The organism is Pseudomonas sp. KBS0707 (genome assembly GCF_005937945.2).
Taxonomy (GTDB): Bacteria; Pseudomonadota; Gammaproteobacteria; order Pseudomonadales; family Pseudomonadaceae; genus Aquipseudomonas; species Aquipseudomonas amygdali.
The window spans coordinates 2,072,004-2,093,876 of record NZ_CP041754.1 but is presented as its reverse complement, the minus strand read 5'-3'; the positions used below and the strand labels follow the sequence as shown (position 1 = coordinate 2,093,876).

The 21,873-nt window shown below is 58.0% G+C and carries 21 protein-coding genes; 8 read left to right on the top strand and 13 right to left on the bottom strand.

What is annotated here, in order from left to right; all coding sequences use genetic code 11:
* Positions 1–86 precede the first annotated feature (86 nt).
* The 3 genes from FFH21_RS09875 to FFH21_RS09865 form a co-directional block, all read right to left on the bottom strand.
* Positions 87–326, bottom strand: coding sequence for a hypothetical protein (locus FFH21_RS09875; protein ID WP_004659854.1), 240 nt, complete (start codon positions 324–326; stop codon positions 87–89).
* 78 nt (positions 327–404) lie between these two features.
* On the bottom strand, positions 405–848 hold the full coding sequence (locus FFH21_RS09870) for a LexA family transcriptional regulator (protein ID WP_011168258.1): 444 nt from the start codon (positions 846–848) through the stop codon (positions 405–407).
* Between the two features lie 134 nt (positions 849–982).
* Positions 983–2,227 (bottom strand): M20/M25/M40 family metallo-hydrolase, encoded by a 1,245-nt coding sequence (locus FFH21_RS09865; RefSeq protein ID WP_011168257.1) that lies wholly within the window; start codon positions 2,225–2,227, stop codon positions 983–985.
* A gap of 240 nt (positions 2,228–2,467) precedes the next feature.
* On the opposite strand from FFH21_RS09865, the gene FFH21_RS09860 reads away from it, so the two are divergent.
* Both FFH21_RS09860 and tal read left to right on the top strand, forming a co-directional pair.
* Positions 2,468–4,837: a TonB-dependent siderophore receptor gene (locus tag FFH21_RS09860; RefSeq protein ID WP_011168256.1), complete on the top strand. Its 2,370-nt coding sequence runs from the start codon at positions 2,468–2,470 to the stop codon at positions 4,835–4,837.
* Positions 4,838–5,052: 215 nt separating this feature from the next.
* Positions 5,053–5,979: a transaldolase gene (gene tal, locus FFH21_RS09855; RefSeq protein ID WP_004659848.1), complete on the top strand. Its 927-nt coding sequence runs from the start codon at positions 5,053–5,055 to the stop codon at positions 5,977–5,979.
* An 85-nt stretch (positions 5,980–6,064) separates the two neighbouring features.
* On the opposite strand, the gene rssC is transcribed toward tal, so the two are convergent.
* Together rssC and rssB are read right to left on the bottom strand one after the other, a co-directional pair.
* Entirely contained in the window at positions 6,065–6,550 is a 486-nt protein-coding gene (rssC, locus tag FFH21_RS09850) for an anti-sigma factor antagonist RssC (RefSeq protein WP_002552898.1), read from the bottom strand.
* A complete protein-coding gene (gene rssB, locus FFH21_RS09845; RefSeq protein WP_002552897.1) occupies positions 6,547–7,731 on the bottom strand; it encodes a two-component system response regulator RssB in 1,185 nt (394 codons plus the stop codon). The genes rssC and rssB overlap by 4 nt, the downstream gene beginning before the upstream one ends.
* Before the next feature lie 267 nt (positions 7,732–7,998).
* On the opposite strand from rssB, the gene FFH21_RS09840 reads away from it, so the two are divergent.
* Positions 7,999–8,298 (top strand): PilZ domain-containing protein, encoded by a 300-nt coding sequence (locus FFH21_RS09840; RefSeq protein ID WP_002552896.1) that lies wholly within the window; start codon positions 7,999–8,001, stop codon positions 8,296–8,298.
* Positions 8,299–8,386: 88 nt separating this feature from the next.
* On the opposite strand, the gene FFH21_RS09835 is transcribed toward FFH21_RS09840, so the two are convergent.
* Entirely contained in the window at positions 8,387–9,088 is a 702-nt protein-coding gene (locus tag FFH21_RS09835) for a VacJ family lipoprotein (protein WP_004659844.1), read from the bottom strand.
* Positions 9,089–9,287: 199 nt separating this feature from the next.
* Between FFH21_RS09835 and FFH21_RS09830 the strand changes: the two genes are divergently transcribed.
* Together FFH21_RS09830 and FFH21_RS09825 are read left to right on the top strand one after the other, a co-directional pair.
* Positions 9,288–9,896: a hypothetical protein gene (locus FFH21_RS09830; RefSeq protein WP_004659841.1), complete on the top strand. Its 609-nt coding sequence runs from the start codon at positions 9,288–9,290 to the stop codon at positions 9,894–9,896.
* Between the two features lie 103 nt (positions 9,897–9,999).
* A complete protein-coding gene (locus tag FFH21_RS09825) occupies positions 10,000–10,266 on the top strand; it encodes a DUF4404 family protein (RefSeq protein ID WP_002552893.1) in 267 nt (88 codons plus the stop codon).
* 255 nt (positions 10,267–10,521) lie between these two features.
* On the opposite strand, the gene queF is transcribed toward FFH21_RS09825, so the two are convergent.
* The 4 genes from queF to FFH21_RS09800 form a co-directional block, all read right to left on the bottom strand.
* Positions 10,522–11,352: an NADPH-dependent 7-cyano-7-deazaguanine reductase QueF gene (gene queF, locus FFH21_RS09815; RefSeq protein WP_011168254.1), complete on the bottom strand. Its 831-nt coding sequence runs from the start codon at positions 11,350–11,352 to the stop codon at positions 10,522–10,524.
* Between the two features lie 129 nt (positions 11,353–11,481).
* Positions 11,482–12,726 (bottom strand): lipoprotein-releasing ABC transporter permease subunit, encoded by a 1,245-nt coding sequence (locus tag FFH21_RS09810; RefSeq protein WP_011168253.1) that lies wholly within the window; start codon positions 12,724–12,726, stop codon positions 11,482–11,484.
* A gap of 77 nt (positions 12,727–12,803) precedes the next feature.
* Complete coding sequence (lolD, locus tag FFH21_RS09805) at positions 12,804–13,487, bottom strand: lipoprotein-releasing ABC transporter ATP-binding protein LolD (RefSeq protein ID WP_011168252.1); 684 nt, start codon at positions 13,485–13,487, stop codon at positions 12,804–12,806.
* A gap of 7 nt (positions 13,488–13,494) precedes the next feature.
* Positions 13,495–14,745, bottom strand: a complete 1,251-nt coding sequence (locus FFH21_RS09800; protein ID WP_004659831.1) for a lipoprotein-releasing ABC transporter permease subunit — start codon at positions 14,743–14,745, stop codon at positions 13,495–13,497.
* Positions 14,746–14,847: 102 nt separating this feature from the next.
* On the opposite strand from FFH21_RS09800, the gene FFH21_RS09795 reads away from it, so the two are divergent.
* Positions 14,848–15,435, top strand: a complete 588-nt coding sequence (locus FFH21_RS09795) for a PilZ domain-containing protein (protein WP_011168251.1) — start codon at positions 14,848–14,850, stop codon at positions 15,433–15,435.
* Between the two features lie 72 nt (positions 15,436–15,507).
* Entirely contained in the window at positions 15,508–16,230 is a 723-nt protein-coding gene (locus FFH21_RS09790; protein ID WP_005744379.1) for a glycerophosphodiester phosphodiesterase, read from the top strand.
* A 42-nt stretch (positions 16,231–16,272) separates the two neighbouring features.
* On the opposite strand, the gene sthA is transcribed toward FFH21_RS09790, so the two are convergent.
* A complete protein-coding gene (sthA, locus tag FFH21_RS09785) occupies positions 16,273–17,667 on the bottom strand; it encodes a Si-specific NAD(P)(+) transhydrogenase (RefSeq protein WP_004664563.1) in 1,395 nt (464 codons plus the stop codon).
* 166 nt (positions 17,668–17,833) lie between these two features.
* On the bottom strand, positions 17,834–18,817 hold the full coding sequence (locus FFH21_RS09780) for an FAD:protein FMN transferase (protein ID WP_032704117.1): 984 nt from the start codon (positions 18,815–18,817) through the stop codon (positions 17,834–17,836).
* 425 nt (positions 18,818–19,242) lie between these two features.
* Between FFH21_RS09780 and FFH21_RS09775 the strand changes: the two genes are divergently transcribed.
* Positions 19,243–20,535 carry an MFS transporter gene (locus FFH21_RS09775; RefSeq protein WP_011168250.1) on the top strand — a complete coding sequence of 431 codons (1,293 nt, stop codon included), beginning with the start codon at positions 19,243–19,245 and terminating at the stop codon, positions 20,533–20,535.
* Between the two features lie 84 nt (positions 20,536–20,619).
* On the opposite strand, the gene FFH21_RS09770 is transcribed toward FFH21_RS09775, so the two are convergent.
* Complete coding sequence (locus FFH21_RS09770; RefSeq protein WP_011168249.1) at positions 20,620–21,864, bottom strand: MFS transporter; 1,245 nt, start codon at positions 21,862–21,864, stop codon at positions 20,620–20,622.
* Positions 21,865–21,873 lie beyond the last annotated feature (9 nt).

Below are 21,873 nucleotides of genomic sequence, written 5' to 3'. Positions count from 1 at the left end.
CGAGTTAAACACCAATTCCGATCAAAAAGACGGATACATTTGTTAAATGAATTTCACGCAGACCAGGAAAATATCGAGGCCCGGAGCTAATCGGAAAGCGCTTGTAAACGAGCCTGAACTGCGTCGTCAAAAATGATGTAGAGCGCCTCGGCATCGGCGGGACGCAGTTTTCTGCTTGTCTCAAGACTGTGAATGTATTCGATCTGCAACGCCCCTTCGGCCTCCACGTCAGCGCGGGTGCTGGTTGCTTCGAGCGCTCTTACCAGATCACTGATAGCCCCCTGGACAGCCTTGGGGAGCCGTAACTGGTCAAGTTGTTCCTGCATTCGCTCAATTTCCGGGTTAAAACCATAGGGTCGGCAGCAGATCACGGTGAAGCGTGCAATGCAAGGCCATGAGCCCGATCATCGATGAGCTGAAGAGGCGGTGCGACCTTCAAGAAGGTTTTTCAGGCTGTAGGTCACCACACCCAGAATGATCAGGTCGTCGTGGTCAGTGACATGCAGTGGTGGATAATCCGGGTGTTCGGACTTGAGGATCACGACGTCGCCACGCATGTGCAAACGCCGACACATCTGCCTTGCGTTGAGTGAGGCGACGACGATGTCACCGTGCTCGGCGTACTGACTGCGGTCGACAACCAGCATGTCACCGGTGCGCATGCCGCTTCCCTGCATCCCTTCATCCTCGACCCTGGCCAGATAAACGTGCGGCTCACGGACCTCACAAAGCTCTGCGATAGAGACATGCTTCTCGACCACTGGCGACCTGGAGCCGACGGATGACAAGGATAGCAAAGGGAGCTTGATGCCCCCTGCCGACAAGGGGCCAAGGAATGTGACACTCATGGGACAAGCCTTTTATGATTAACTGTATGCATATACAGTTAATCGTTTATCAGGCGTCAGGTCAATCTCCACGACCTGACACATCGACAAATGGTGTGGACTCAAGCCGATGCACGGTCAACGCTCGCGTACTGTCAAGGCGCCTCGCCTTGCGACAACCGGGTAATCAGCGCCACGGTCAGGTAAAGCCTGGGGGCGATGCTCGACAGTTCGATGTACTCATCGTCCGCATGCAAGCCAGCTCCGACAACGCCCATGGTTTCCAGCACGGCAGGCTTTGCGCTGCCCGGTACGTAGGCGTAGCCCGCATCGGTGCCGAAGCGCATGGCGATCGGCTCGATACTGCGACCTATTTTTTCATAGAGCGTCTGCGCGGTTTTCGCCAGTTGCTCGGAACCAGGGTTCCTGGCCAGTGGCGGACGGCCTTTCTCCATGCGCAAGGTCACTTCGGTGCCATTAACGAGGGTTTTCTTCACAATCCGCTGACCGTCAGCCAGCACCCTGTCGCTCTCGCTCAGATCGGAGTAGCGCATGTCCGCCTCGGCCGAAGCGCTGGACGGGATGATGTTGCGCTTCTCACCGCCTTTGACAAGCGTCCAGTTGACGGTCGTACCCTTGCCCGGATCGCCAAGGTCCTTGAGTTGCAGCAGTTGGTGCGCCAGCTCGATGGCCGCGTTGCGCCCGGCTTCAGGGGCCGAGCCTGCGTGTGACGACTTGCCTTTGACGTCGAGGAGCAAGCCATTGATGCCATTGGTGGCGACAGTCACGGCGTCTTTGTCAGGCGGCTCATACGAAAACACGTAGTCATGCTGACGAGCGAGTTCGGCTATGACTTTTTTCGACCCGCTGGAGCCGGTCTCCTCGTCCGGGTTGAAAAGCACGGTGAGCGTGCCGAAATCCTTGAAATTCTGGTCCTGCAGCAGTTGCAGCGAATGCAGAATCATCGCAACACCGCCCTTCGCATCTGCCACACCGGGGCCATAGGCGCGTTCGCCGTCGAGCCTGAACGGGCGTTTCGCGGCAGTGCCCGGCCCGAAGACTGTGTCGTAGTGGACCATCAACAGAAAGGACCGGCTGCCATTACCTTTGAACCTGCCGACGATGTTGTCACCCGCAGAAGGGTCTGCCGGCGTGGTGGAAACTTCGGCACCCAATGCCTTGAGACGCTCCACCAGCATCGCGCTGACTGTTTTCAGTCCGGGTGCCTGACCAGTGCCCGTATCGATATCCACGAGTTGCCGGACGGTTTTGAGGTAGGACTGTTGTTCGGCCTGGGCTTTTTTCAGTAACAGATCAGATGGCAGCTCGGCGGCGATGACGCCCATGGAAAACAATGAAAAGCCGATTGCGGCAGTGATGGGGAAACGTCGTGAATGCATGCTGGCTCCTTCAGATCATCGCGAGTTGAACAGCATCTTTACCCCAATGCACTGCTCGACGCCACAAGCGAGTCTCATCAGACAAATATGTATGAGAATGTAACTGATAGTGATTAGCATTTAATAAAATGTGAAAAATTTGTTAGTCTCGCCCTCCGCTGCCGTCTGTCACGACCTGCCAGCCAGCACACCATCATCCAGGTGTCCCGCCACGTCCCAGTTCCTGCAGGAATTACCCCAATGCTTCGTCCGCTTCTACCTTCGTTGGCCAGCCTTGTGACTCTCGGTCTGTCGGCCGCCGCTCTGGCCAGTCCCGTTCAACTCGATCTGCCTGCACAGGCGCTTTCCAGATCGCTCGCACAGCTGAGCCAAGCGAGCGGTATGCAGATATCAGTGGATGACAAATTGATTGCAAGCAAGCAGGCTCCAGCCATTAGCGGCAGCCTGGAACCGGCTCAGGCATTGAATCAGCTACTGTTGGGCAGCGGCCTAGATACGCAGGTACAGGGCAATGCTGTGAGGGTGTTCCAGCCATCGAGCGGTGGCTCGATGACGCTGGGCAACGTGGACATCAGCGCTCAGGCGGGCATTGCAGGAATGGCCACCACAGAAGGCAGCGGTTCGTACACCACGGGCTCGATGAGCAGCGCGACCGGGTTGCCCCTTTCGATTCGCGAGACGCCGCAGTCGGTAAGCGTGATCACTCGCCAGCGAATTGAAGATCAGGGCATGAACGACCTCAATGATGTCGTCAAATATGCACCCGGCGTGACACTGCGCAAATTCGGCTCGGACCGTCAGCAGTTTCTGGCGCGCGGCTTTACCATCGATAACCTGATGTATGACGGTCTGCCGACCATCGTCAGCACCTTTACACTGGACACCATCTCCGGTGCTGACCTGGCCTTGTACGACCGCGTTGAAGTGGTACGCGGCGCTACGGGGCTGATGACCGGTGCAGGCAGCCCCTCGGCGACACTCAATCTGATTCGCAAGCGCCCTACTGCTACCCCGCAAGTCAGCGTGACTACCAGCGCCGGGAGCTGGGACCGCTACCGTACCGAGGTGGACGCGTCGAGCAGGCTCAACGATTCCGGTACGTTACGTGGCCGGGTGGTGGCAGCCTATGAAACGGGCAACAGTTTTGTCGATGAGCGCGATAAAGAGCGTCAGACGTTCTATGGCGTTCTGGAAGCCGACCTTAACGAGTCGACCACCTGGACCATCGGGGCCTCGAAGCAGCGCGATGATGCAACGTCGGACTGGGGCAGCCTGCCATCCGGCCCTAACGGTGAAAACCTTCACCTGCCACGTTCCACCTTCCTCAGTAACGACTGGGCGTATTGGGACAGGGAAAACGTCAGTGTTTTCACGGACCTGACTCATCGCTTCGACAACGGCTGGAGCAGCAAACTGGCGGCGACCAGAATCTGGGCTGAATCCGACATGTACTCCAATTACCTGACCGCCAGTGGCACCGGTTACGGCCAAGCGGCTGGCGAGTACGACACCACAGACGTGCAGACCAGTCTGGATGGTTCGCTGTCCGGTCCATTCCAGCTGTTTGGCCGGCAGCACGAACTGATGCTCGGCGTCAGTCGGCGCGAAGAAAAGTTTGACCAGAAAGGCGGCTTTTACGGCTCCACACCGGTCGATATCTACACCTTCAACCCCAATCTCATTGCAAAACCGGACCCTACCACGCGTACCGCCTACGTCAATCAGAACACCGCCACCGAGGAAGGCGTCTACGCCGCCGCACGTTTCAACCCGATTGATCCATTGCACGTTATCGTCGGCAGCCGGGTAAGCTGGTACGACTATCAGAATCGTTCGGCCAGCAATGGTGACTACAAAGTCATTCGTGAGGTCACGCCTTATGCCGGCATCGTCTATGACCTGAACGATACCTACTCGGCCTACGCAAGCTATACCGAGATCTTCAAGCCGCAGAACCAGCTGGACGTGGGAGGCGGCGTATTGGACCCGATGACGGGCGAAAGTTACGAAATCGGCCTGAAAGGCGAATACTTCGACGGTGGTCTGAACGCATCGCTGGCAGTCTTCGACATGACCCAGGAAAACCGCGCGTACGCCATCGTCAATCCGCCAGTCACTTGCCAGCAGCAGAATCGCGTCTGCTACGAAGCAGCCGGTGAAGTGCGCAGCCGAGGGATCGACGCAGAAATCAGCGGCCAGCTGACACCTGACTGGCAAGCGTCGGCCTCCTACACACTGGTGCTAAGCCAGTACGTCAAAGACCGGACCAATGACAAGGGCGACCTGTTTGCGCCCAATCAACCGAAACACCTATTCAAGGCAGCAACGTCCTATCACCTGCCCGGCAACCTGAACAAATGGCGCGTGGGTGCCGACGTCCTGGCGCAAAGCGAAACGTACAACCGGGTCGGCACCGGTCACTCCGAGCAGGACGCCTATGCGGTTGTGGGACTGATGGCAGGCTATCGTTTCGACGAGCACTGGGACGCGCGGGTCAACCTCAACAACGTATTCGACGAAAAATACTGGCAGGGCATTCCTCTCGCGACCGGTAGCGGCGTTTACGGTGACCCGCGCAACCTGATGGTCTCGCTGAAGTGGTCGCTCTGACTCTTGCACGCTGCAAGCTGCAAGCTGCCTGATAGCCGTTAAATTCACATCAAGGGAACAAGCAGTGCGTGCGAGGCTCAAAAACAGTCTCGACAAAGGTATTCACGACAATGCCGTCCCTCAGGGCCTATCATCGGCAGCAGGAAACGCTGCGGCCTTGAGTGGTCGGCAGCGCTCGGGTAATGTCATCCAACCGCACAGGACAGAGCACGCTCATGACTTCCAAGCTGGATCAACTCAAGAAATTCACTACCGTTGTTGCTGATACCGGCGACTTCGGCGCAATCAAAAGCCTCGAACCAGAGGACGCCACCACCAACCCTTCGCTGCTGCTCAAGGCCGCATCCGACGTAAACAACGCTCAGATGCTCGCCGACGCATTCAGCGGTGCCAAGGGTGACATTGGCCTGGCCTGCGACCGCTTTGCAGTCGCCATCGGTCAGGAAATTCTCAAGGTGGTTCCGGGCCGCGTATCCACTGAAGTGGACGCACGCCTCTCGTTCGACACCAATGCCCTGATCGAGCGCAGCGAGCGCTTGATCGGCCTTTACGATGCCGCCGGCATCAAACGTGATCGGGTGCTGATCAAGCTGGCAGCCACGTGGGAAGGTATCCGTGCCGCTGAGAAGCTGGAGAAGGACGGTATTCAGACCAACCTGACGTTGCTGTTCTCCTTCGCCCAGGCAATCGCCTGTGCCGAGGCTGGCGTGTTCCTGATTTCGCCGTTCGTGGGCCGTATCTACGACTGGTACAAGAAATCTTCAGGCACCGACTACGTAGGCGCAGAGGATCCGGGTGTGCAGTCCGTGACGCGCATTTACAACTACTACAAGGCCAACGACTTCAAAACCGTGGTCATGGGGGCAAGCTTCCGCAATCTGAACCAGATCGAACAGCTGGCGGGCTGTGATCGCCTGACCATCAGCACCGACCTGCTCAAGAAACTGGCTGAAGATACCGGTACGCTGGAACGCAAGCTTGCACCGGGCAATGCCGGTGAGGCTCGCCAGAGCCTGACCGAGAGCCAGTTCCGCTGGGCCTCCAATGAAGATGCCATGGCCACTGAAAAACTGGCTGAAGGCATTCGTCAGTTCGCTCGCGATCAGGAAAAGCTGGAAGCGCTGCTCTCCGCAAAAGCCTGATAACAAAAAAGGGCGACACCTTAACGGGTGTCGCCCTTTTTGCTGCCTGTCGTTCAGTGATCAGAAGGACAGACGCCAATGGTGCCTAGCGCTGACCTTCCAGTGCATTGACCAGATCATGGAATGCTTCACGATTCGAGTCGTTAAGGCCCATGAGGATCTTGTGCGCCTCAAGTACCTTGGCCTTGACCACTTCCTCGCACTGATCCTGCGAAGGCAGGTCAGTCAGGCTCTCAGGCCGCGGCAGGGGCCGGTCAACGATGTTGAACACCTGATCAAAGCCCATCGACTGCAACAGGCGCGTGATGTCCTCGTGAGTGGTCACGAGAGTCGGCAACAGTCCGACCTTCTGGCGCGACAGGATCGAAAGTTTGGCCAGCAAGCCAAGCGTTGTGCTGTCAATGCTGCGCGTCTCGGTAAGATCGATGACCACCGCCGAGAAATTCAACGCAGTGAAGATACGCTCGATAGTCGCATCCAGGGCCGAACACAGCGTCAACCGCACTTCACCCACGAACTTGAGAACGAAGGTGCCTTCCTGCTCGGCGAACTGGATTCTACCGGTACTCATTCAAGATTCCTGCTTAACACTAACAAGGCGATATCATCCGGCATCTCCCCTAGCGTTGCCAATTCAAAAACCCGCTGCAAGCCATCCAGGCTGCCGCCAGCCGTCTTGACCAACTCGGGAAGGACGGCTTCTTTCTCTTTGAGTGTATCACCGGGCAACAGATCCAGTATGCCATCAGACAACATGGTCAGACTGAAGGATGCTGGCAGGTCGATTTCGTGATCCTGATAGGTCGCTTCGTTGAACAAACCGACCGGAAGGCCGCGACCTTCCAGATACCGCGCCTGCCCTTCGGAATACAACACCGGCAGTGGCAGATGACCACCCACGGCATACGTCAGTTTACCTGACTCTTCATCAATAACACCGCCGACCATCGTAACGTGCTTGCCCAGCTTGCAACTGATAAGCCCGCGGTTGATATGCCCCAGTACATCCGACGGTTTGAATTCCGGCAGTGTTCCGCCACGCCTGGATTCAAACAGCAGCCGCGTGGTCATGAACTTCAGCAGCACCGTGATGAACGCCGATGAAGCACCGTGACCTGAAACATCTGCCAGGTAGAAGGCAACACGCCGTTCGTCGACCCTGAAGTAATCGACAAAATCGCCGGACAGATACAACGACGGAATGATCTGATGGGCAAACTTGAATTCGTCAATCGACCACGGGGTGATCGGCAACATGTTCATCTGCACTTGCCGACCTGCGTCCTGATCTTCCTGCAACAGGTGAAGACTGGCTTCAAGTTCGCGATTGGCCTTTTCCAGCTTTTCGCGGTAGACCTGGTTTTCAGTAAGCAGACGAGCCCGATCCAGCGCCCGACGCACTGAATGCTCCAGCACGGCAAGATCTTCAAGGGGCTTGATCAGATAATCGGCAGCGCCGAGGCGCAAGGCCTCTACCGCATCGCTCATCACGCCCGCACCGGATACAACGATGACAGGCGTCTGCGGAGCAATGGCGGTGACCTGACGGATCAGCTCAAGACCGCCCATCTGAGGCATGCGTAGATCGCAGACCACCAGATCGGGGTTCTCTTGCTCGAACATCTGAATTCCCTGCAAGCCATTACTCGCTTGCAGAACGCTGAAGCCACTGTCTTCAAGGTAGGCGGCAAGGCTCGCGCGCACTACGTCGTCGTCATCGATAATCAGCAGCTTGGCACTGGTTTTTGGCATGGGGGCAAACGGCGCCAGATCAGGTTGGCGTAGGCGGCCCGGTGTTTCCGGAACCAGCTTACTGGATTCGCTTCTAGCCTCTCCGTAATAACACGCGACAACTGGATATGCGTGGCGTGTCTCAGAGGTGCCCTTCAAGGCGCAGACGGTACTCCCATCCGACGGGTGTTTCAAGCATGCTCCTATCCTCACTTTGCGCTCTTTACATCGCAAATCACCCGGAGTTATAAGAACTCACAAATCAGCAACTAAAACGAAGGACTGTACATGAGTGGAAATGATCGCAACTACGAGGAAAAGCGGGATTACATCCGCATGCGCGTCGAAGCAGACGTCAACCTGATCCACGCGGGCCAGGTGATTCCCGCCGTATGCATTGACCTTTCCAGCTCAGGCATGCAGGTCCAGGCACCACGCTCATTCCAGGTCGGGGACAAGCTTAGCGTGAGCATCGACTCTGATCATCCTGCGCTCAAGGGACTTGAGGCCGAAACCGAGGTGGTGTGGGTCAATGACGAAGAAGGCGGCGGACAGAAACTGGGGCTTTCCATCGTCTCGATGCGCTGACTGCAGGCGGAATTACTTCACACTTTCAAAAAATAATAAAGGCGACCCAGGGTCGCTTTTATTGATTCACGCAGAGGTAAAGTGTCGATTAAAAATCGTCTTCGACCTTTCCGTCCTTGACCTTGAACTCGCGGTTCTGCAGGTAAGCGTTACGGATGAACGTGTAACGATCACCGCTGACCATACGCTCGGCAGACAGCAGGCTGGCACGCGTATCGATGAGGTTGACGCCCAGCGCCGTGTTACGGGTCGGCACATGATCGATGTAGCGGTACGGAGACGTGTAGGTGTCCGGGTATTTGGCGAAGGCATCACGCACGGTGCTTGGACCCAGCAGCGGAATCACCACGAACGGGCCGCTCGGCACACCCCAGTAGCCCAGTGTCTGGCCAAAATCTTCATCGTTGCGTTGCAGGCCCATGCGGGTACCCACGTCAATGAAACCCAGCAGCCCGAACGTGGTGTTGACAATCAGGCGCGCAGTGTCGACACCGGCCGCCTCAGGCTTGGCTTGCAGCACGTTGTTCGCCAGGTTGCCGACATCGCCGATGTTGTTGAAGAAGTTATGGATACCGTCTTCGACAAATTGTGGCGCGATGTACTGATAACCCTTAGCCAGCGGCTTGAGCGTGTAAGCGTCGAGGGTATCGTTGAAGCTGAAAATGGAGCGGTTGATGCCTTCCCACGGGTCATCTTCGGCGGCCTGAACGGCTACCGGCACCAGCGCAATGCCGGCACAGAGGGACAATTGCAGCAAACGCTTGATAAAGCCTGCACCGGTCACGGGCATAGCTGACACTCCTGATCGAGATATCGAAATAATGACGCGGGTGCTACGCCCCACACGCTAGGACAGGGAGTATAAAGCCTTCTGTCATGAATAAGGCAGGTCTGTCAGCAAAGGGTTCCGGATAAACCCCCGTCATCGCACATTCATCGAAGTGTCACAAAATACCGGTAACGTTTCTGGATATTTCAGAGAGATCCTCATGCTCGCGCCGGTCCTCACGCCTCTGCCAACCTTTCCCGCCCTGCTGTTCGGCCTTAGCGGCTGTCTGGTGGACTTCGGTGCGCAGGCCGTGACCTCGCTTACACCAGGCAATGAGCTCACACAGCTCACACCTGGCGCAAAGAATATTCTGCGGACTCTGCGTGATCAGGGAATGCCTTGCGCCTGGCTTGACGAGCTGCCTGAAACCGTCAGCGCTACGCTGGCTGAGCCAGTAAGTGACTGGATGATTCCCGCCCCTCGCCCAACCGCCAAATGGCCCGCCCCGGATGCTTGCTGGATGGCGCTGATGGCCCTGAAGGTCAGCCAGCTGGATGGCTGCGTGCTGATCAGCGGCGACCCACGCCTGTTGCAGTCCGGGCTGAATGCCGGGCTGTGGACCATTGGCCTCGCGTCTTGCGGGCCACTGTGCGGACTTTCGCCTTCGCAGTGGCAGACACTGAGTGACGCCGAACGCGAGCAGCGACGCGCGCAGGCCACGCTCAAACTCTATTCGCTGGGCGTGCACTCGGTCATTGATCACCTTGGCGATCTGGAGTCCTGCCTGGCCGATATCGCATTACGCCGCAGCAAAGGTGAAAAACCCTGATACACATGCAGCCAGGCACTGACTGGATTAGTCTTGAGTGATCATGGACCTTTAGCTCTTCGGCGAAGTCCATGAGACAGACTTATCAATCAAGGAGCACGTCATGCCCGCCCGCGAACTGCAAGAACAACTCAACACCCTGCGCGAGCAACTGGAGCATAACCCCCCGCTTTCGGAGTCTGACCGGGAAAATCTTCACGAACTCATGCAACAAATCGAAACTGAAATTCAGCTGGAAAACGCCACCCATGAAGACAGCAGTTTGGCTGACGGCGTGAACCTGGCCGTCGAGCGTTTCGAGCTGGAGCATCCGACCATAGCTGGCACCTTGCGCAACATCGTGCAGACGCTGGGCAATATCGGAGTCTGATTAGGGAATGCCGCTCTGCTGGCTCTGCGTCCGGTCGCTGATGCATGGTGAGGCGTAGAGTTGTGACGCAGAGCGTCACCCAACGCGTGCCGACGCGGAGCGTCGGCACGATAATCCTGAACCTGGAAATATCAGCCAGTGGGTAACGAAGCGCTGCATCGGCACTGATGGACACAGACAACTATCGTTCCACACGCTCCGCGTGGAAATGCCGTTGCGGACGCTCTGCGTCCACGCCCTGAGCCCCAGACGATACTACTGCCGCGCCAGCCTGCGATTATTCACGTCCAGCGTTTCTGTGCTGCGATACGGGTTGATATCCAGACCACCGCGGCGCACGTAGCGTGCGTAAACCGTCAGTTTTTCCGGTTTGAGCAAACGCTGCAGGTCGAGGAAGATTCTTTCCACACATTGCTCGTGAAAGTCCGAATGCTGGCGGAAGCTGACGATGTACGCCAACAGGCTGCTGTGATCCAGCGCCGCCCCGCGATACTCGACCACCACACTGCCCCAGTCGGGCTGACTGGTAACCGGGCAGTTCGATTTGAGCAAATGACTGTGCACGCTTTCTTCGATAATTTGCGACTCATCGCAGCACAGCAGCTCTGGCTGAGGGCGATCGTAGCTACTGACCGTGATATCCAGATCGTCGATGCAAACGCCCGGCAAAGTCGCCACACCCTCCCCCTCAATGTCGCTCAGACTGCGAATGCGCACGCCAACCGGCTTTCCGGCCGCAGTTGACAGATCCTGTTCGAGGGTTGTCTGCACCTGCTCAACGGTAGCGAAGGCGGTCTGATTCAACGAGTTGAGGTACAGCTTGAAGGACTTCGATTCGATGATGTTCGGCGAATCGGCCGGAATGCTGAACTCGGCAATGGCCACCACCGGCTTGCCGGATGGCAGCAGCCAGGACAACTCGTAACAATTCCAGAAATCGACACCCTGATAAGGCAGCGTCTGAGCCGTCAGCCCAAGCTCGGCCCATTTTGCAGCGCGGGAGATCGGGAACAACAAAGACGGCGTATAGGTGGCGATGTACTCACTGGACTTGCCCAGCGGCGAGTGTTCGGCTGCGGGATGCATGGCGATACCTGGATCATGAATTAACGCGGCGAGTTTATAGCGTTTGCGACGGGCTTTCAGCGAAAATCCGCTTCAGCCCGCAGCCGTCGCGGGCCGCAATGCGGCCTCGGCGAGGACACTCGGTTCTGATCACTCATAACGCAATGCATGCGCAGGCTGGATCTGCGCGGCGCGCCAGGCTGGGTAGATCGTGGCCAGAAAGCTCAGGATAAACCCGGCACTGCAGATCAGCAGCACATCGCCGCCCTGCAATTCGGAAGGCAGGTTGCTGATGAAGTACACGTCGGAACTGAAGATGTGCTGACCACTGACCCGCTCGACCCAACCGACCAGACTGCTGACGTTCAGCGCGGCAATAATGCCCAGCACGCCGCCGATCAGGGTGCCGACAATACCGATCACCGTGCCCTGGACCATGAAGATCGCCATGATTTGCCGCGGCGTGGCGCCGATGGTACGCAGAATGGCGATGTCCGCGCCCTTGTCATTGACCACCATGATCAGCGTGGCAATGATGTTGAACGCCGCAACCGCAACGATCATCAGCAGCAGCAGGCCGATCATGGTCTTTTCCATTTTCATGGCGCTGAACAGGCTGCCCTGAGTGTGGGTCCAGTCATCGGCGTGATACCCGGCACCCAGACCGGCAGCAATGGCTGTGGACACCTGAGGCGCCTTGTACAGGTCCTTGAGCGCCAGTCGCACGCCTTGAACCTGATTGGGTTGCCAGCGTTGCATCTGCGCGGCGTCGGCAATGTTGATCAAGCCCATCGAGCCGTCCAGCTCGGCACCGACCTTGAAAATACTCACGACGGCCAAGCGTTGCAGGCGCGGCGTGATGCCGCCTGGCGCACTGCTGACTTCCGGTACGATCAGGGTCAGCTTGTCGCCGATGCTCAGGCGGAAGCGGCGCGCGGTTATATCGCCAAGTACCACACCAAATTCGCCCGGCTTCAGGTCTTCAAGACTTCCACGCGTAATGTGTTGAGTGACGATCGACACCTCATGCTCCAGCGCCGGGTCAACGCCGCTGATCTGGATCGGCTGCATCGAGCCCTTGTAGGACAGCATGCCTTCCATGTCGGTAAACGGTACAGCAGCGGTGACTTCAGGATTTTTCAACGCTGCGTCGGCCAGCGGTTTCCAGTCATCCACAGGTGTGGCACCGGCGATAACCGCATGCGGCACCATGCCCAGGATTCGCGAACTCATTTCCCGCTGGAAACCGTTCATGACCGACAGCACCACGATCATCGCCAGCACACCGAGTGCCAGCCCGATCATCGAAGTCATCGAAATGAACGAGATGAAGCTTTTGCGGCGTTTGGCGCGGGTATAGCGCATGCCGATGAAGATGGGTAACGGTCTGAACATTCGCGAAGCACCGTGGGAAAAAACACCGTATAAAAAACGTAGAACCCGACGCGATGAGTTGCGCCGGGCCGGGTCAATCAGGCCTCGACGAGGCGGCCGTCTTCCAGACGCAGGACGCGGTCCATCTGCCTGGCGAGGCTCATGTCGTGGGTCACGATCAGAAACGCCGTACGCGATGAAGTGCTCAACTCACGCATCAGGTCCTGAATGCCCTGCGCGGTGTGGTGATCGAGGTTGCCGGTCGGCTCGTCAAGCATCACCAGACCGGGCTGATTGATCAGCGCACGAGCAATGGCCACACGCTGCCGCTCGCCACCGGAAAGCTCCGAAGGCTTGTGCGCAAGACGATGGCCTAGGCCGACACGTTCGAGCAACGCGGTGGAGCGTTTACGGGCCTCGGGTATCGCCGTCCGACCGATCAGCAAGGGCATGCAGACGTTTTCCAGCGCCGTGAATTCAGGCAGCAAATGGTGGAACTGGTAGACGAAACCCAATGCCCGGTTACGCAGCAAGCCACGCGCCTTTTCGCCCAGCGCCGACAATTCTTCGCCCGCCAGCCAGACGCTGCCTTCGGAAGGTGTGTCCAGGCCGCCCAGAAGATTGAGCAAAGTACTTTTGCCCGACCCCGAACTGCCGACAATAGCCACCCGCTCACCGGGATGCAGCTCCAGTTGCAGACCGGACAACACCACGACCGACTCCGGGCCTTCCTCGTAGGATTTACCCAGGTTGCGGCAACTCAATACTGCTTTATCAGACATGCCCGACTCACTCATAACGTAACGCCTCCGCCGGCTGGGTGCGCGCAGCACGCCAGGCGGGATACAGGGTGGCGAGGAAACTCAGGACCAACGCCGCACCGCAGACCTGGAACACGTCCTGGGCCATCAGTTGCGAAGGCAGGTAATCAATGAAATAGACGTCGGCGTTGAGAAACTTGTGGCCGATCAGCCCTTCCAGCGCAGCGATGGCAGCACTGACGTTAAGCGCTGCAAGGATGCCCAGCGCAGCGCCAATCAGCGTACCGACCACCCCGATCACCGTGCCCTGCACCATGAAGATCGCCATGATCTGCCGCGGTGTCGCGCCCAGTGTGCGCAAAATGGCGATATCGCCCTTCTTGTCATTGACCACCATCACCAGCGTGGAAATGATGTTGAATGCCGCAACGGCCACAATCAGCAACAGCAACAGGCCAATCATGGCTTTTTCCATGCGGATGGCCTGATAGAGGTTGCCGTGGGTGCGCGTCCAGTCACGGGAATAGAAATTGTTTTCGCCCAGTTTCTGGGCGATTTCCCACGAAGTACGCGGCGCTGCAAACAGATCATCGAACTTGAGCCGCAGGCCCTGCACCTGATTGGGCTTCCAGCGGTGCAGACGGGCCAGGTCATCGAGGTTGGTCAGCCCCAGAAAGCCGTCGATTTCGCCAGCGCCGACATGAAAGATACCGGTCACCTCGAAACGCTTCATGCGCGGGAACATGCCGGCAGGCGTGACAGTCACCTCAGGCGCGACAAAGGTCAGTTTGTCGCCGACCACGACGCCCAGTTTGGCAGCCGCCTTGTCGCCGATCATGATGCCGAAACTGCCGGGAGACAGGCTGTCGAGCTGGCCCTGCTTGATGAAGTGGTCAATGATCGAGACCTTGCGCTCCTCGGCCGGGTCGATGCCATTGAGCAGCACCTTCTGAACCTTGCCGTCGTGGGTCAGCAGACCCTGCATTTGGGTGAATGGCGCAACGGCCAGCACCTGCGGGTTTTCCTGAACCTTCGCGGCCAGGCCACGCCAGTCGGTGATCGGGTCAGCCGATTCGATGGTCGCGTGCGGCACCATGCCCAGCACGCGGGTACGCATTTCGTGATCGAAGCCATTCATCACCGATAACACGACTATCATCACTACCACGCCGAGGGCGAGGCCGATCATGGACGTCAGGGAGATGAACGAAACAAAATGGTTGCGTCGCTTGGCACGTGTGTAGCGCGTGCCGATAAATACAAAAAGAGGTCTGAACATGTAGGAATTTGTTCGCAGGAATGAGGACGTCCATGTGGCGGGCCTTGACGTGCAGCTTTACACTCGAAACTCTCAGACCACCGCCGCTAGCTAGGGTTCGCCATGTCGACATTAGATGAAGCAGGACGCCGCGAATACTACCGTATCGACGACAGCGTCGCACTGGAAATTAACCCCCTGTCTGGTGCCGACCAGGCAAGTCAGGACGCCATGCAGGACACCTCGACACTGTTCGACCTGCTCAGCGAGCTGCACGTCAGCGAGTTCGAATCGCAGCATTTGATGCGCCAACTCGACGAGCGCGACCGGGTGCTGAACAGTTTTCTCAAGTCGCTGAGCAAGCGCATTGACCTGCTGGGCGAAGTGGTTGCACATACGGCGCTGGGCAAACTGGGCGCTCCGCAACCGGTAAAACTGTCCGAAGGCGGCATTCAATTCAATTCACAACAAGGTTTTGCCGTGGGCGAACAGCTGTCGATCAAGATGGTGCTGATGCCCCAGGCGGCAGGTCTGATGCTGCGCGCCAGGGTCAGCCAGTGCGATGCACGGGCAGATGGCGGTTTTGACATCAGCACCGACTTCGTCAATCTGCCGGACGCTCAACGTCAATTGCTCGCACGGCACGTGTTGCAGCATCAGGCTCAGCATCGACGCCAGGCCCTTGAACAGGGTCAGCCATCCGGCAATTGAGTTTCCGGTATATCTCTTTTCACCTCATCATTTTCATATCAGCAGTGGGTGCCTTAACGGCCAGGAGTAAACGTGACCTTTATCTACGGCCACCGCGGCGCCAAGGGCGAAGCACCGGAAAACACCCTGGTCAGCTTCCAGGAATGCATCAAGCACGGCGTGCGCCGTTGTGAACTGGACCTGCATCTTTCACTGGACGGAGAGTTGATGGTCATTCACGACCCGACCCTCAAGCGCACCACCGACCGACGCGGCAAGGTCAATGAGCATCTGGCCGCCGACCTGGTGACCTATGACGCGCGCAAAGGTGGCCCCGGCTGGGTCTCGCCCTGCCCGATTCCGCGTCTTGAAGAGTTGTTCGAGCAATGCGATTTCGAGCACTGGCAACTGGAAGTCAAAAGCGCTTCACGCACCCGCGCCGCCAACACCGTTCTGGCCATTCGTGAAATGGCTCAGCGTCATGGCTTGCTCGACAAGGTCACCATCACTTCCAGCTCTCGTGAAGTGTTGCGCGCCGCCCTCGACCTGACGCCGGACATATCGCGCGGGCTGGTGGCCGAGTACGCCTGGCTCGACCCGTTGAAGGTCGCGCAAAGCTACGGCTGTGAAATTCTGGCATTGAACTGGACACTGTGTACCCCGGAGCGCCTGCAGAAAGCACAGCGTCAGGGCCTGCATGTGTCAGTGTGGACAGTCAACGAGCCTGCACTGATGCGCAGGCTCGCTGATTTCGGCGTCGACAGCCTGATTACAGACTTTCCCGGTTTGGCCACCGCCACGCTCGGGAGTCGCTGAAGTCGGTCTCCCCGGCCGGCTCAGGCCACCGGCCGGAGTCGCTTAAAAAAGCCGGTTGAGGCCGTCGTATGCCGCTACCCGATAGGCTTCGGCCATGGTCGGGTAGTTGAACGTGGTGTTGACGAAGTACTTCATGGTGTTCGCTTCACCCGGCTGGCTCATGATCGCCTGACCGATGTGCACGATCTCGGAAGCCTGGTCACCGAAGCAATGCACGCCCAGCACTTCCAGCGTTTCACGGTGGAACAGGATCTTCAGCATCCCGACCCGCTCACCGGAAATCTGCGCACGGGCCATGCCCTTGAAGAACGCCTTGCCCACTTCGTACGGCACCTTGGCCTGGGTCAGCTCGTGCTCGTTCTTGCCGATCGAACTGATCTCCGGAATGGTATAGATCCCGGTCGGTACGTCGTTGACATAGCGCCAGCTGCCGTTGTCGACCATGCTGCCAGCCGCCGAGCGGCCCTGATCGTAGGCAGCGCTTGCCAGACTTGGCCAGCCGATAACGTCGCCTGCGCCATAGACATTGGAAACGCTGGTGCGATAGTTCTCGTCTACCTCGATCTGGCCACGACCGTTGGCCTTGAGACCAATATTTTCCAGCCCCAGCTTGTCGGTGTTGCCGGTACGGCCATTGCACCACAGCAACGCATCTGCCTTGATTTTCTTGCCGGACTTGAGGTGCAGGATAACGCCGTTATCCAGGCCTTCGACCCTCTCGTATTCTTCGTTGTGGCGAACCATCACGTTGTTGTTGCTGAAGTGATAACTCAATGCCTGAGAGATTTCCGAATCCAGGAAGCTCAGCAACTGGTCACGGTTGTCCACCAGCTCGACCAGAACACCCAGACCGCTGAAGATCGAGGCGTATTCACAGCCGATCACGCCCGCGCCATAAATGATCAGCTTGCGCGGGGTATGGCCCAGGCTGAGGATGGTGTCGCTGTCGTAGATGCGCTTGTGACTGAAATCGATGTCGGCCGGACGATAGGGGCGCGAACCGGTGGCGATGATGATCTGGTTGGCCACCAGCTTTTCGACTACGCCGTTGGAGCAGACCACGTTGACACTGGTCTCGTCGGCAAAACTGCCAGTACCGAAGAACACATCGACGCGGTTGCGGGCGTAGTAACTGGTGCGCGAGGCCACTTGCTTGGAGATGACCATTTCGGCGTTTTTCAACACATCCGGAAACGAAAACCAGCGCGGCTCGCCGATGGCACGGAACATGGGATTGGTGTTGAACTGAATGATCTGCTTGACCGAGTGACGCAGAGCCTTGGACGGAATGGTGCCCAAATGGGTGCAGTTACCGCCCACTTGCCGACGGCTGTCGACCATGGCGACCTTGCGCCCCGCCTTGGCGGCGTTCATTGCCGCGCCTTCTCCGGCAGGGCCGGAACCCAGTACCACTACGTCGTAGTTGTAGACAGCCATGCGTACTCCTTTAAACAGACCGAGGCGCCACTCTGGCATCTCTGGCTAAATCACACGGCGCAGTCTAGCGCTGCACCGAGGCGGCGAACATTAACCCTTGGTCGCGTCGAAGGCCAATTTTTGTCTGTCCAAGGTGGCAATTGACCGGAAGTTCCGGCCTCTTGACTTACCGTGGCTGCTCCACCGCCAGACGATCAAACGACGCGTTGCTGCGGATGATAAAGCGCTTATCGGCACGAATCACAAAAAAAGCAGGGATTTTATGTTCTTGCGCATAATTCCAGCCGCGCCGCGGGCCGAGAATCAACAGCAGTGAGGAGAGGCCGTCAGCCATCAGCGCCGAGGGATGAATGACCGTCACCGACGCCAGCCCATGATGAACGGGTTGGCCGGTCAAGGCGTCGAGCGTGTCGGAAATGCGCCCGCCTTCGCCGCCAGCGTAGCGACGATAGTCACCCGAGGTAGACAGGGCGTAACCATTCAGGGGAAAGACTTTTTGCACAACGTTGCCATCATCGCGTGGTGCGTCAAGGGCCACCCTCCAGGGCGAACCATCGGGCTTGAGCCCGCTGACTTTCAACTCGCCCGTGGCTTGCACCAGATAATCGTGCAACCCCAGCTTTTCCATGCGCTCGCTGATGCGATCTACCGCATAACCGGCGGCAATACTGTTGAGGTCCACTTGCACAGCGGCGCTTTTGCACAACTGTTGCCCGACGACGCGCAGATCGCGATAGCCCACCGTTGCCCGGGCGCGGGACAACTGGCGCACCAGCGGCATTTGCTCAAACAGTGCATGAGCGCCCAGCCCCCACAGGTCCATCAGCGGCTTCACCGTCAGGTCGAAAGCACCATCACTGTCCCGTGACAGTTGCTCGCCAACACTGATCAGTTTCAAAACCGGTTCGGGCATGGTCTGGCAGCTATTGGCAGGCAATGCATTGAAAAGCTCGATATCCGAGTCACTGCGCCAAAGCGACATCTGTTGATCGACTTCAGCCAGAATCGATTCGATCTGCGGGCGCACGACTGCAGGCTCAGGCTGCCCGGAGGCGCGCACGTACACCACTGAATAATGACTGCCCATGGCCGGCCCGCCAAAGCTTTCCAGCTTGCGTTCCTGACCGCAACCACCGCACCCCAGCAGCACCAGGCACACTGCAACCCTGCAAAACCCACGCAAACTGATGCCCCGCACTAAAAAAACCTTTCAGAGTGACTTGCCATCATTGGCAGGCAAGACAGAAACCTTCCGTAGCGGCCCGCTCGGACCAGGGCCGGCTTCACCCACATGAGGCCGACCAAAGCATTGAGTGGTCAGTGTCGGGCTTATGGTTCCCATGCGGCATGCCTGTTCATCCGGTTTCATCTGGTTGATAAGCCGTGCACGCATCGACCGGCTATACCTGTCAAGCGTCTGTTAAGTAATAGCAAATCGCCGAAACGGTTGTCTTTGAGCCCTGTTACACATACCGTTACAAATGTGCATCGCCAGTCGCACATACGTAATGGCGATGTAAACGGGATAAAAAAACGACAACGGACTCCAAGCCGACGAGCCTGAGCGAGTAACTAATGGCCTCCACAACAAGTAAGGGCAAAGCGATCTTTCGCGTTGTCAGCGGTAACTTCCTCGAGATGTTCGATTTCATGGTCTACGGCTTTTACGCCACGGCCATTGCCAAGACATTTTTCCCATCCTACAGCGCATTCGCTTCGTTGATGCTGTCGCTGGCGACCTTCGGCGCAGGCTTCCTGATGCGACCCTTGGGCGCGATCTTTCTCGGTGCCTATATCGACCGTCACGGACGTCGCAAGGGCCTGATTATCACTCTCGCGATGATGGCAATGGGCACTTTGCTGATTGCCTGTGTGCCGGGCTACGCCACTCTGGGCGTTGTTGCACCGCTGCTGGTGCTGCTCGGTCGCCTGCTGCAAGGCTTCTCGGCTGGCGTCGAGCTGGGTGGTGTTTCGGTGTACCTCGCTGAAATCTCGACACCAGGTCGCAAAGGCTTCTTCGTCAGTTGGCAGTCCGCCAGCCAACAGGCTGCCGTGGTATTCGCCGGTTTGCTGGGCGTTGGTCTGAACCACTGGCTGAGCCCGGAGCAAATGGGCGAATGGGGCTGGCGCGTGCCGTTCCTGATCGGCTGCCTGATTGTGCCGGCGATCTTCATCATCCGCCGTTCGCTGGAAGAGTCACCGGAGTTCGAAGCCCGCACGCACCGCCCGACGCTGCGTGAAGTGGTGCGCTCCATCAGCCAGAACTTTGGCCTGGTGCTGGGCGGCATGGCGCTGGTAGTGATGACCACGGTGTCGTTCTACCTGATTACCGCCTATACCCCGACCTTCGGCAAGAACGAACTGAACCTGACTGACCTGGAAAGCTTGCTGGTGACCGTCTGCGTCGGCGTGTCCAACTTCATCTGGCTGCCGATCATGGGCTCGTTCTCGGATCGCATCGGCCGCAAGCCGCTGTTGATTGCAGCGACCGTGCTGGCCATCGCCACTGCCTACCCTGCGCTGTCGTGGTTGGTAGAGCACCCAAGCTTCAGCCACCTGCTGATGGTCGAGCTGTGGTTCTCGTTCCTGTACGGTTCCTACAACGGCGCAATGGTCGTGGCGCTGACCGAGATCATGCCGGTCGAAGTCCGCACCACCGGTTTCTCGCTGGCCTACAGCCTGGCGACCGCAACCTTTGGTGGCTTCACCCCGGCGGCCTGTACTTACCTGATTCACGAATTGGGTAACAAGGCAGCGCCCGGTATCTGGCTGACGGGTGCCGCTGTGCTGGGTCTGGTTGCTACGCTGGTGCTGTTCCGCAAAGGCGGGCAGAAGCTGGAAGCGCCCGGAGCACCTGCAACCGCCTGATTCATCGCTTGATCGATCAGATAGCTGTAACGGCTAAAAGCAAAAACCCCGGCACGACTTGATCTCGGCCGGGGTTTTGCTTTTTCAGACAGCGCGCCTCCAGGGTCGAAAACCAAGCCAGAGCAGCACCCCGGGCAATTGCAACGCAATCATTAAACCCAGCGACCACTGATAGGCCTCAAGCGGATGACCGGCACCCTGCGCAACCGGCCACAGGTTGAGCACCACACCCATCAGCCACTGGAGGAAGAACGCGAGCACAAACACCACCAGATTGAAGGAAGAGCTGACCCTGCCCGCCAGCTCCGGTGCAACCGATTGCGCCACAATGGCGTAGTTCATGGTGGTCGACGTGCCGAAGAAGCTGAAGCCCATCGCAACAATATAGGGTGACACCGGTAGACCACTGGCCATCAGCATCTGGAAGCCGATGAAGATCACCATCCCTGCACCACAGACCATGATCGGCTGTACACCGAACCTGCGCAGATAATCAGTGATCGTGCCGAACGTCAGGGACCCTGCCACCATCGCGATAGCGCCGAACAGCAGTACATTGGCCATGCCTGAATCGCTCAGCCCGGCCATGTCACGCAACCACGGTCCCATCCACAGCGACAGTACCGACATGTAGATGGCGTGCGAAAACACTGAATACAACGCCAGACGCCAGAACGTCCAGGAAGAATAAAGTTTGCCGACTGCGGCAAACATATCGCTGTAGCGGGTGTTTCTGGTCTCGTAGGCTTTGGGAACACTGAGGTGTATGACCACGGCCACACAAAAGGTCAGCAGCGCCAGCATCAGAAACGCTTCTCGCCAGGTCAGCCAGCTCAGCAACGCATGCAAAGGCGTGGTCGACGCCATCGCGCCCAGCCCGCCAATCGACAGCAGGCAGGCAGTACTCAGTGGCAAACGCTCGACCGGCAACCAGATGGCACATGCCTTGATCGCACTCATCAGCGAACCCGCCACGCCCAGACCAACCAGACCCCGCCCGATCAACAACCCTGTCTCGGTGCTGGAAATACTGAAGATGACCGAACCGGCGACTGCAAACAACAGCATCGGCACCTGCACGCTGCGCGGGCCGTAACGATCAATCTGTGCGGCAGCGAAGGTCAGAAAATACACGCCAGTCAACATCCCCAGGCTGCTCGCGGGCAAACTCAGGTCGACCTGCAGATCGACATAGATCACCGCATTGACGGTACGAAACAGGTAGGAAACGAAATGCCCCAGACCAAAGGGGACGAAAATCGTCAGAAACAGAAAAAAGAAGCTGCTTTTGAGGTGTTTCTGCGATCCGTCCAGGGCCGAACTGCTCATCCTTGGCCA

Bases quoted from the DNA above. Each gene is read 5' to 3' on its own strand.
- FFH21_RS09835 (WP_004659844.1), bottom strand. From the start codon at position 9,088: ATGCCCGTGACCGGTGCAGGCTTTATCAAGCGTTTGCTGCAATTGTCC.
- FFH21_RS09865 (WP_011168257.1), bottom strand. From the start codon at position 2,227: ATGCATTCACGACGTTTCCCCATCACTGCCGCAATCGGCTTTTCATTG.
- rssB (WP_002552897.1), bottom strand. From the start codon at position 7,731: ATGCCAAAAACCAGTGCCAAGCTGCTGATTATCGATGACGACGACGTA.
- tal (WP_004659848.1), top strand. From the start codon at position 5,053: ATGACTTCCAAGCTGGATCAACTCAAGAAATTCACTACCGTTGTTGCT.
- queF (WP_011168254.1), bottom strand. From the start codon at position 11,352: ATGCATCCCGCAGCCGAACACTCGCCGCTGGGCAAGTCCAGTGAGTAC.
- FFH21_RS09830 (WP_004659841.1), top strand. From the start codon at position 9,288: ATGCTCGCGCCGGTCCTCACGCCTCTGCCAACCTTTCCCGCCCTGCTG.
- rssC (WP_002552898.1), bottom strand. From the start codon at position 6,550: ATGAGTACCGGTAGAATCCAGTTCGCCGAGCAGGAAGGCACCTTCGTT.
- FFH21_RS09810 (WP_011168253.1), bottom strand. From the start codon at position 12,726: ATGTTCAGACCGTTACCCATCTTCATCGGCATGCGCTATACCCGCGCC.
- FFH21_RS09870 (WP_011168258.1), bottom strand. From the start codon at position 848: ATGAGTGTCACATTCCTTGGCCCCTTGTCGGCAGGGGGCATCAAGCTC.
- FFH21_RS09875 (WP_004659854.1), bottom strand. From the start codon at position 326: ATGCAGGAACAACTTGACCAGTTACGGCTCCCCAAGGCTGTCCAGGGG.
- FFH21_RS09800 (WP_004659831.1), bottom strand. From the start codon at position 14,745: ATGTTCAGACCTCTTTTTGTATTTATCGGCACGCGCTACACACGTGCC.
- FFH21_RS09860 (WP_011168256.1), top strand. From the start codon at position 2,468: ATGCTTCGTCCGCTTCTACCTTCGTTGGCCAGCCTTGTGACTCTCGGT.
- lolD (WP_011168252.1), bottom strand. From the start codon at position 13,487: ATGTCTGATAAAGCAGTATTGAGTTGCCGCAACCTGGGTAAATCCTAC.
- sthA (WP_004664563.1), bottom strand. From the start codon at position 17,667: ATGGCTGTCTACAACTACGACGTAGTGGTACTGGGTTCCGGCCCTGCC.
- FFH21_RS09775 (WP_011168250.1), top strand. From the start codon at position 19,243: ATGGCCTCCACAACAAGTAAGGGCAAAGCGATCTTTCGCGTTGTCAGC.
- FFH21_RS09840 (WP_002552896.1), top strand. From the start codon at position 7,999: ATGAGTGGAAATGATCGCAACTACGAGGAAAAGCGGGATTACATCCGC.
- FFH21_RS09795 (WP_011168251.1), top strand. From the start codon at position 14,848: ATGTCGACATTAGATGAAGCAGGACGCCGCGAATACTACCGTATCGAC.
- FFH21_RS09825 (WP_002552893.1), top strand. From the start codon at position 10,000: ATGCCCGCCCGCGAACTGCAAGAACAACTCAACACCCTGCGCGAGCAA.
- FFH21_RS09770 (WP_011168249.1), bottom strand. From the start codon at position 21,864: ATGAGCAGTTCGGCCCTGGACGGATCGCAGAAACACCTCAAAAGCAGC.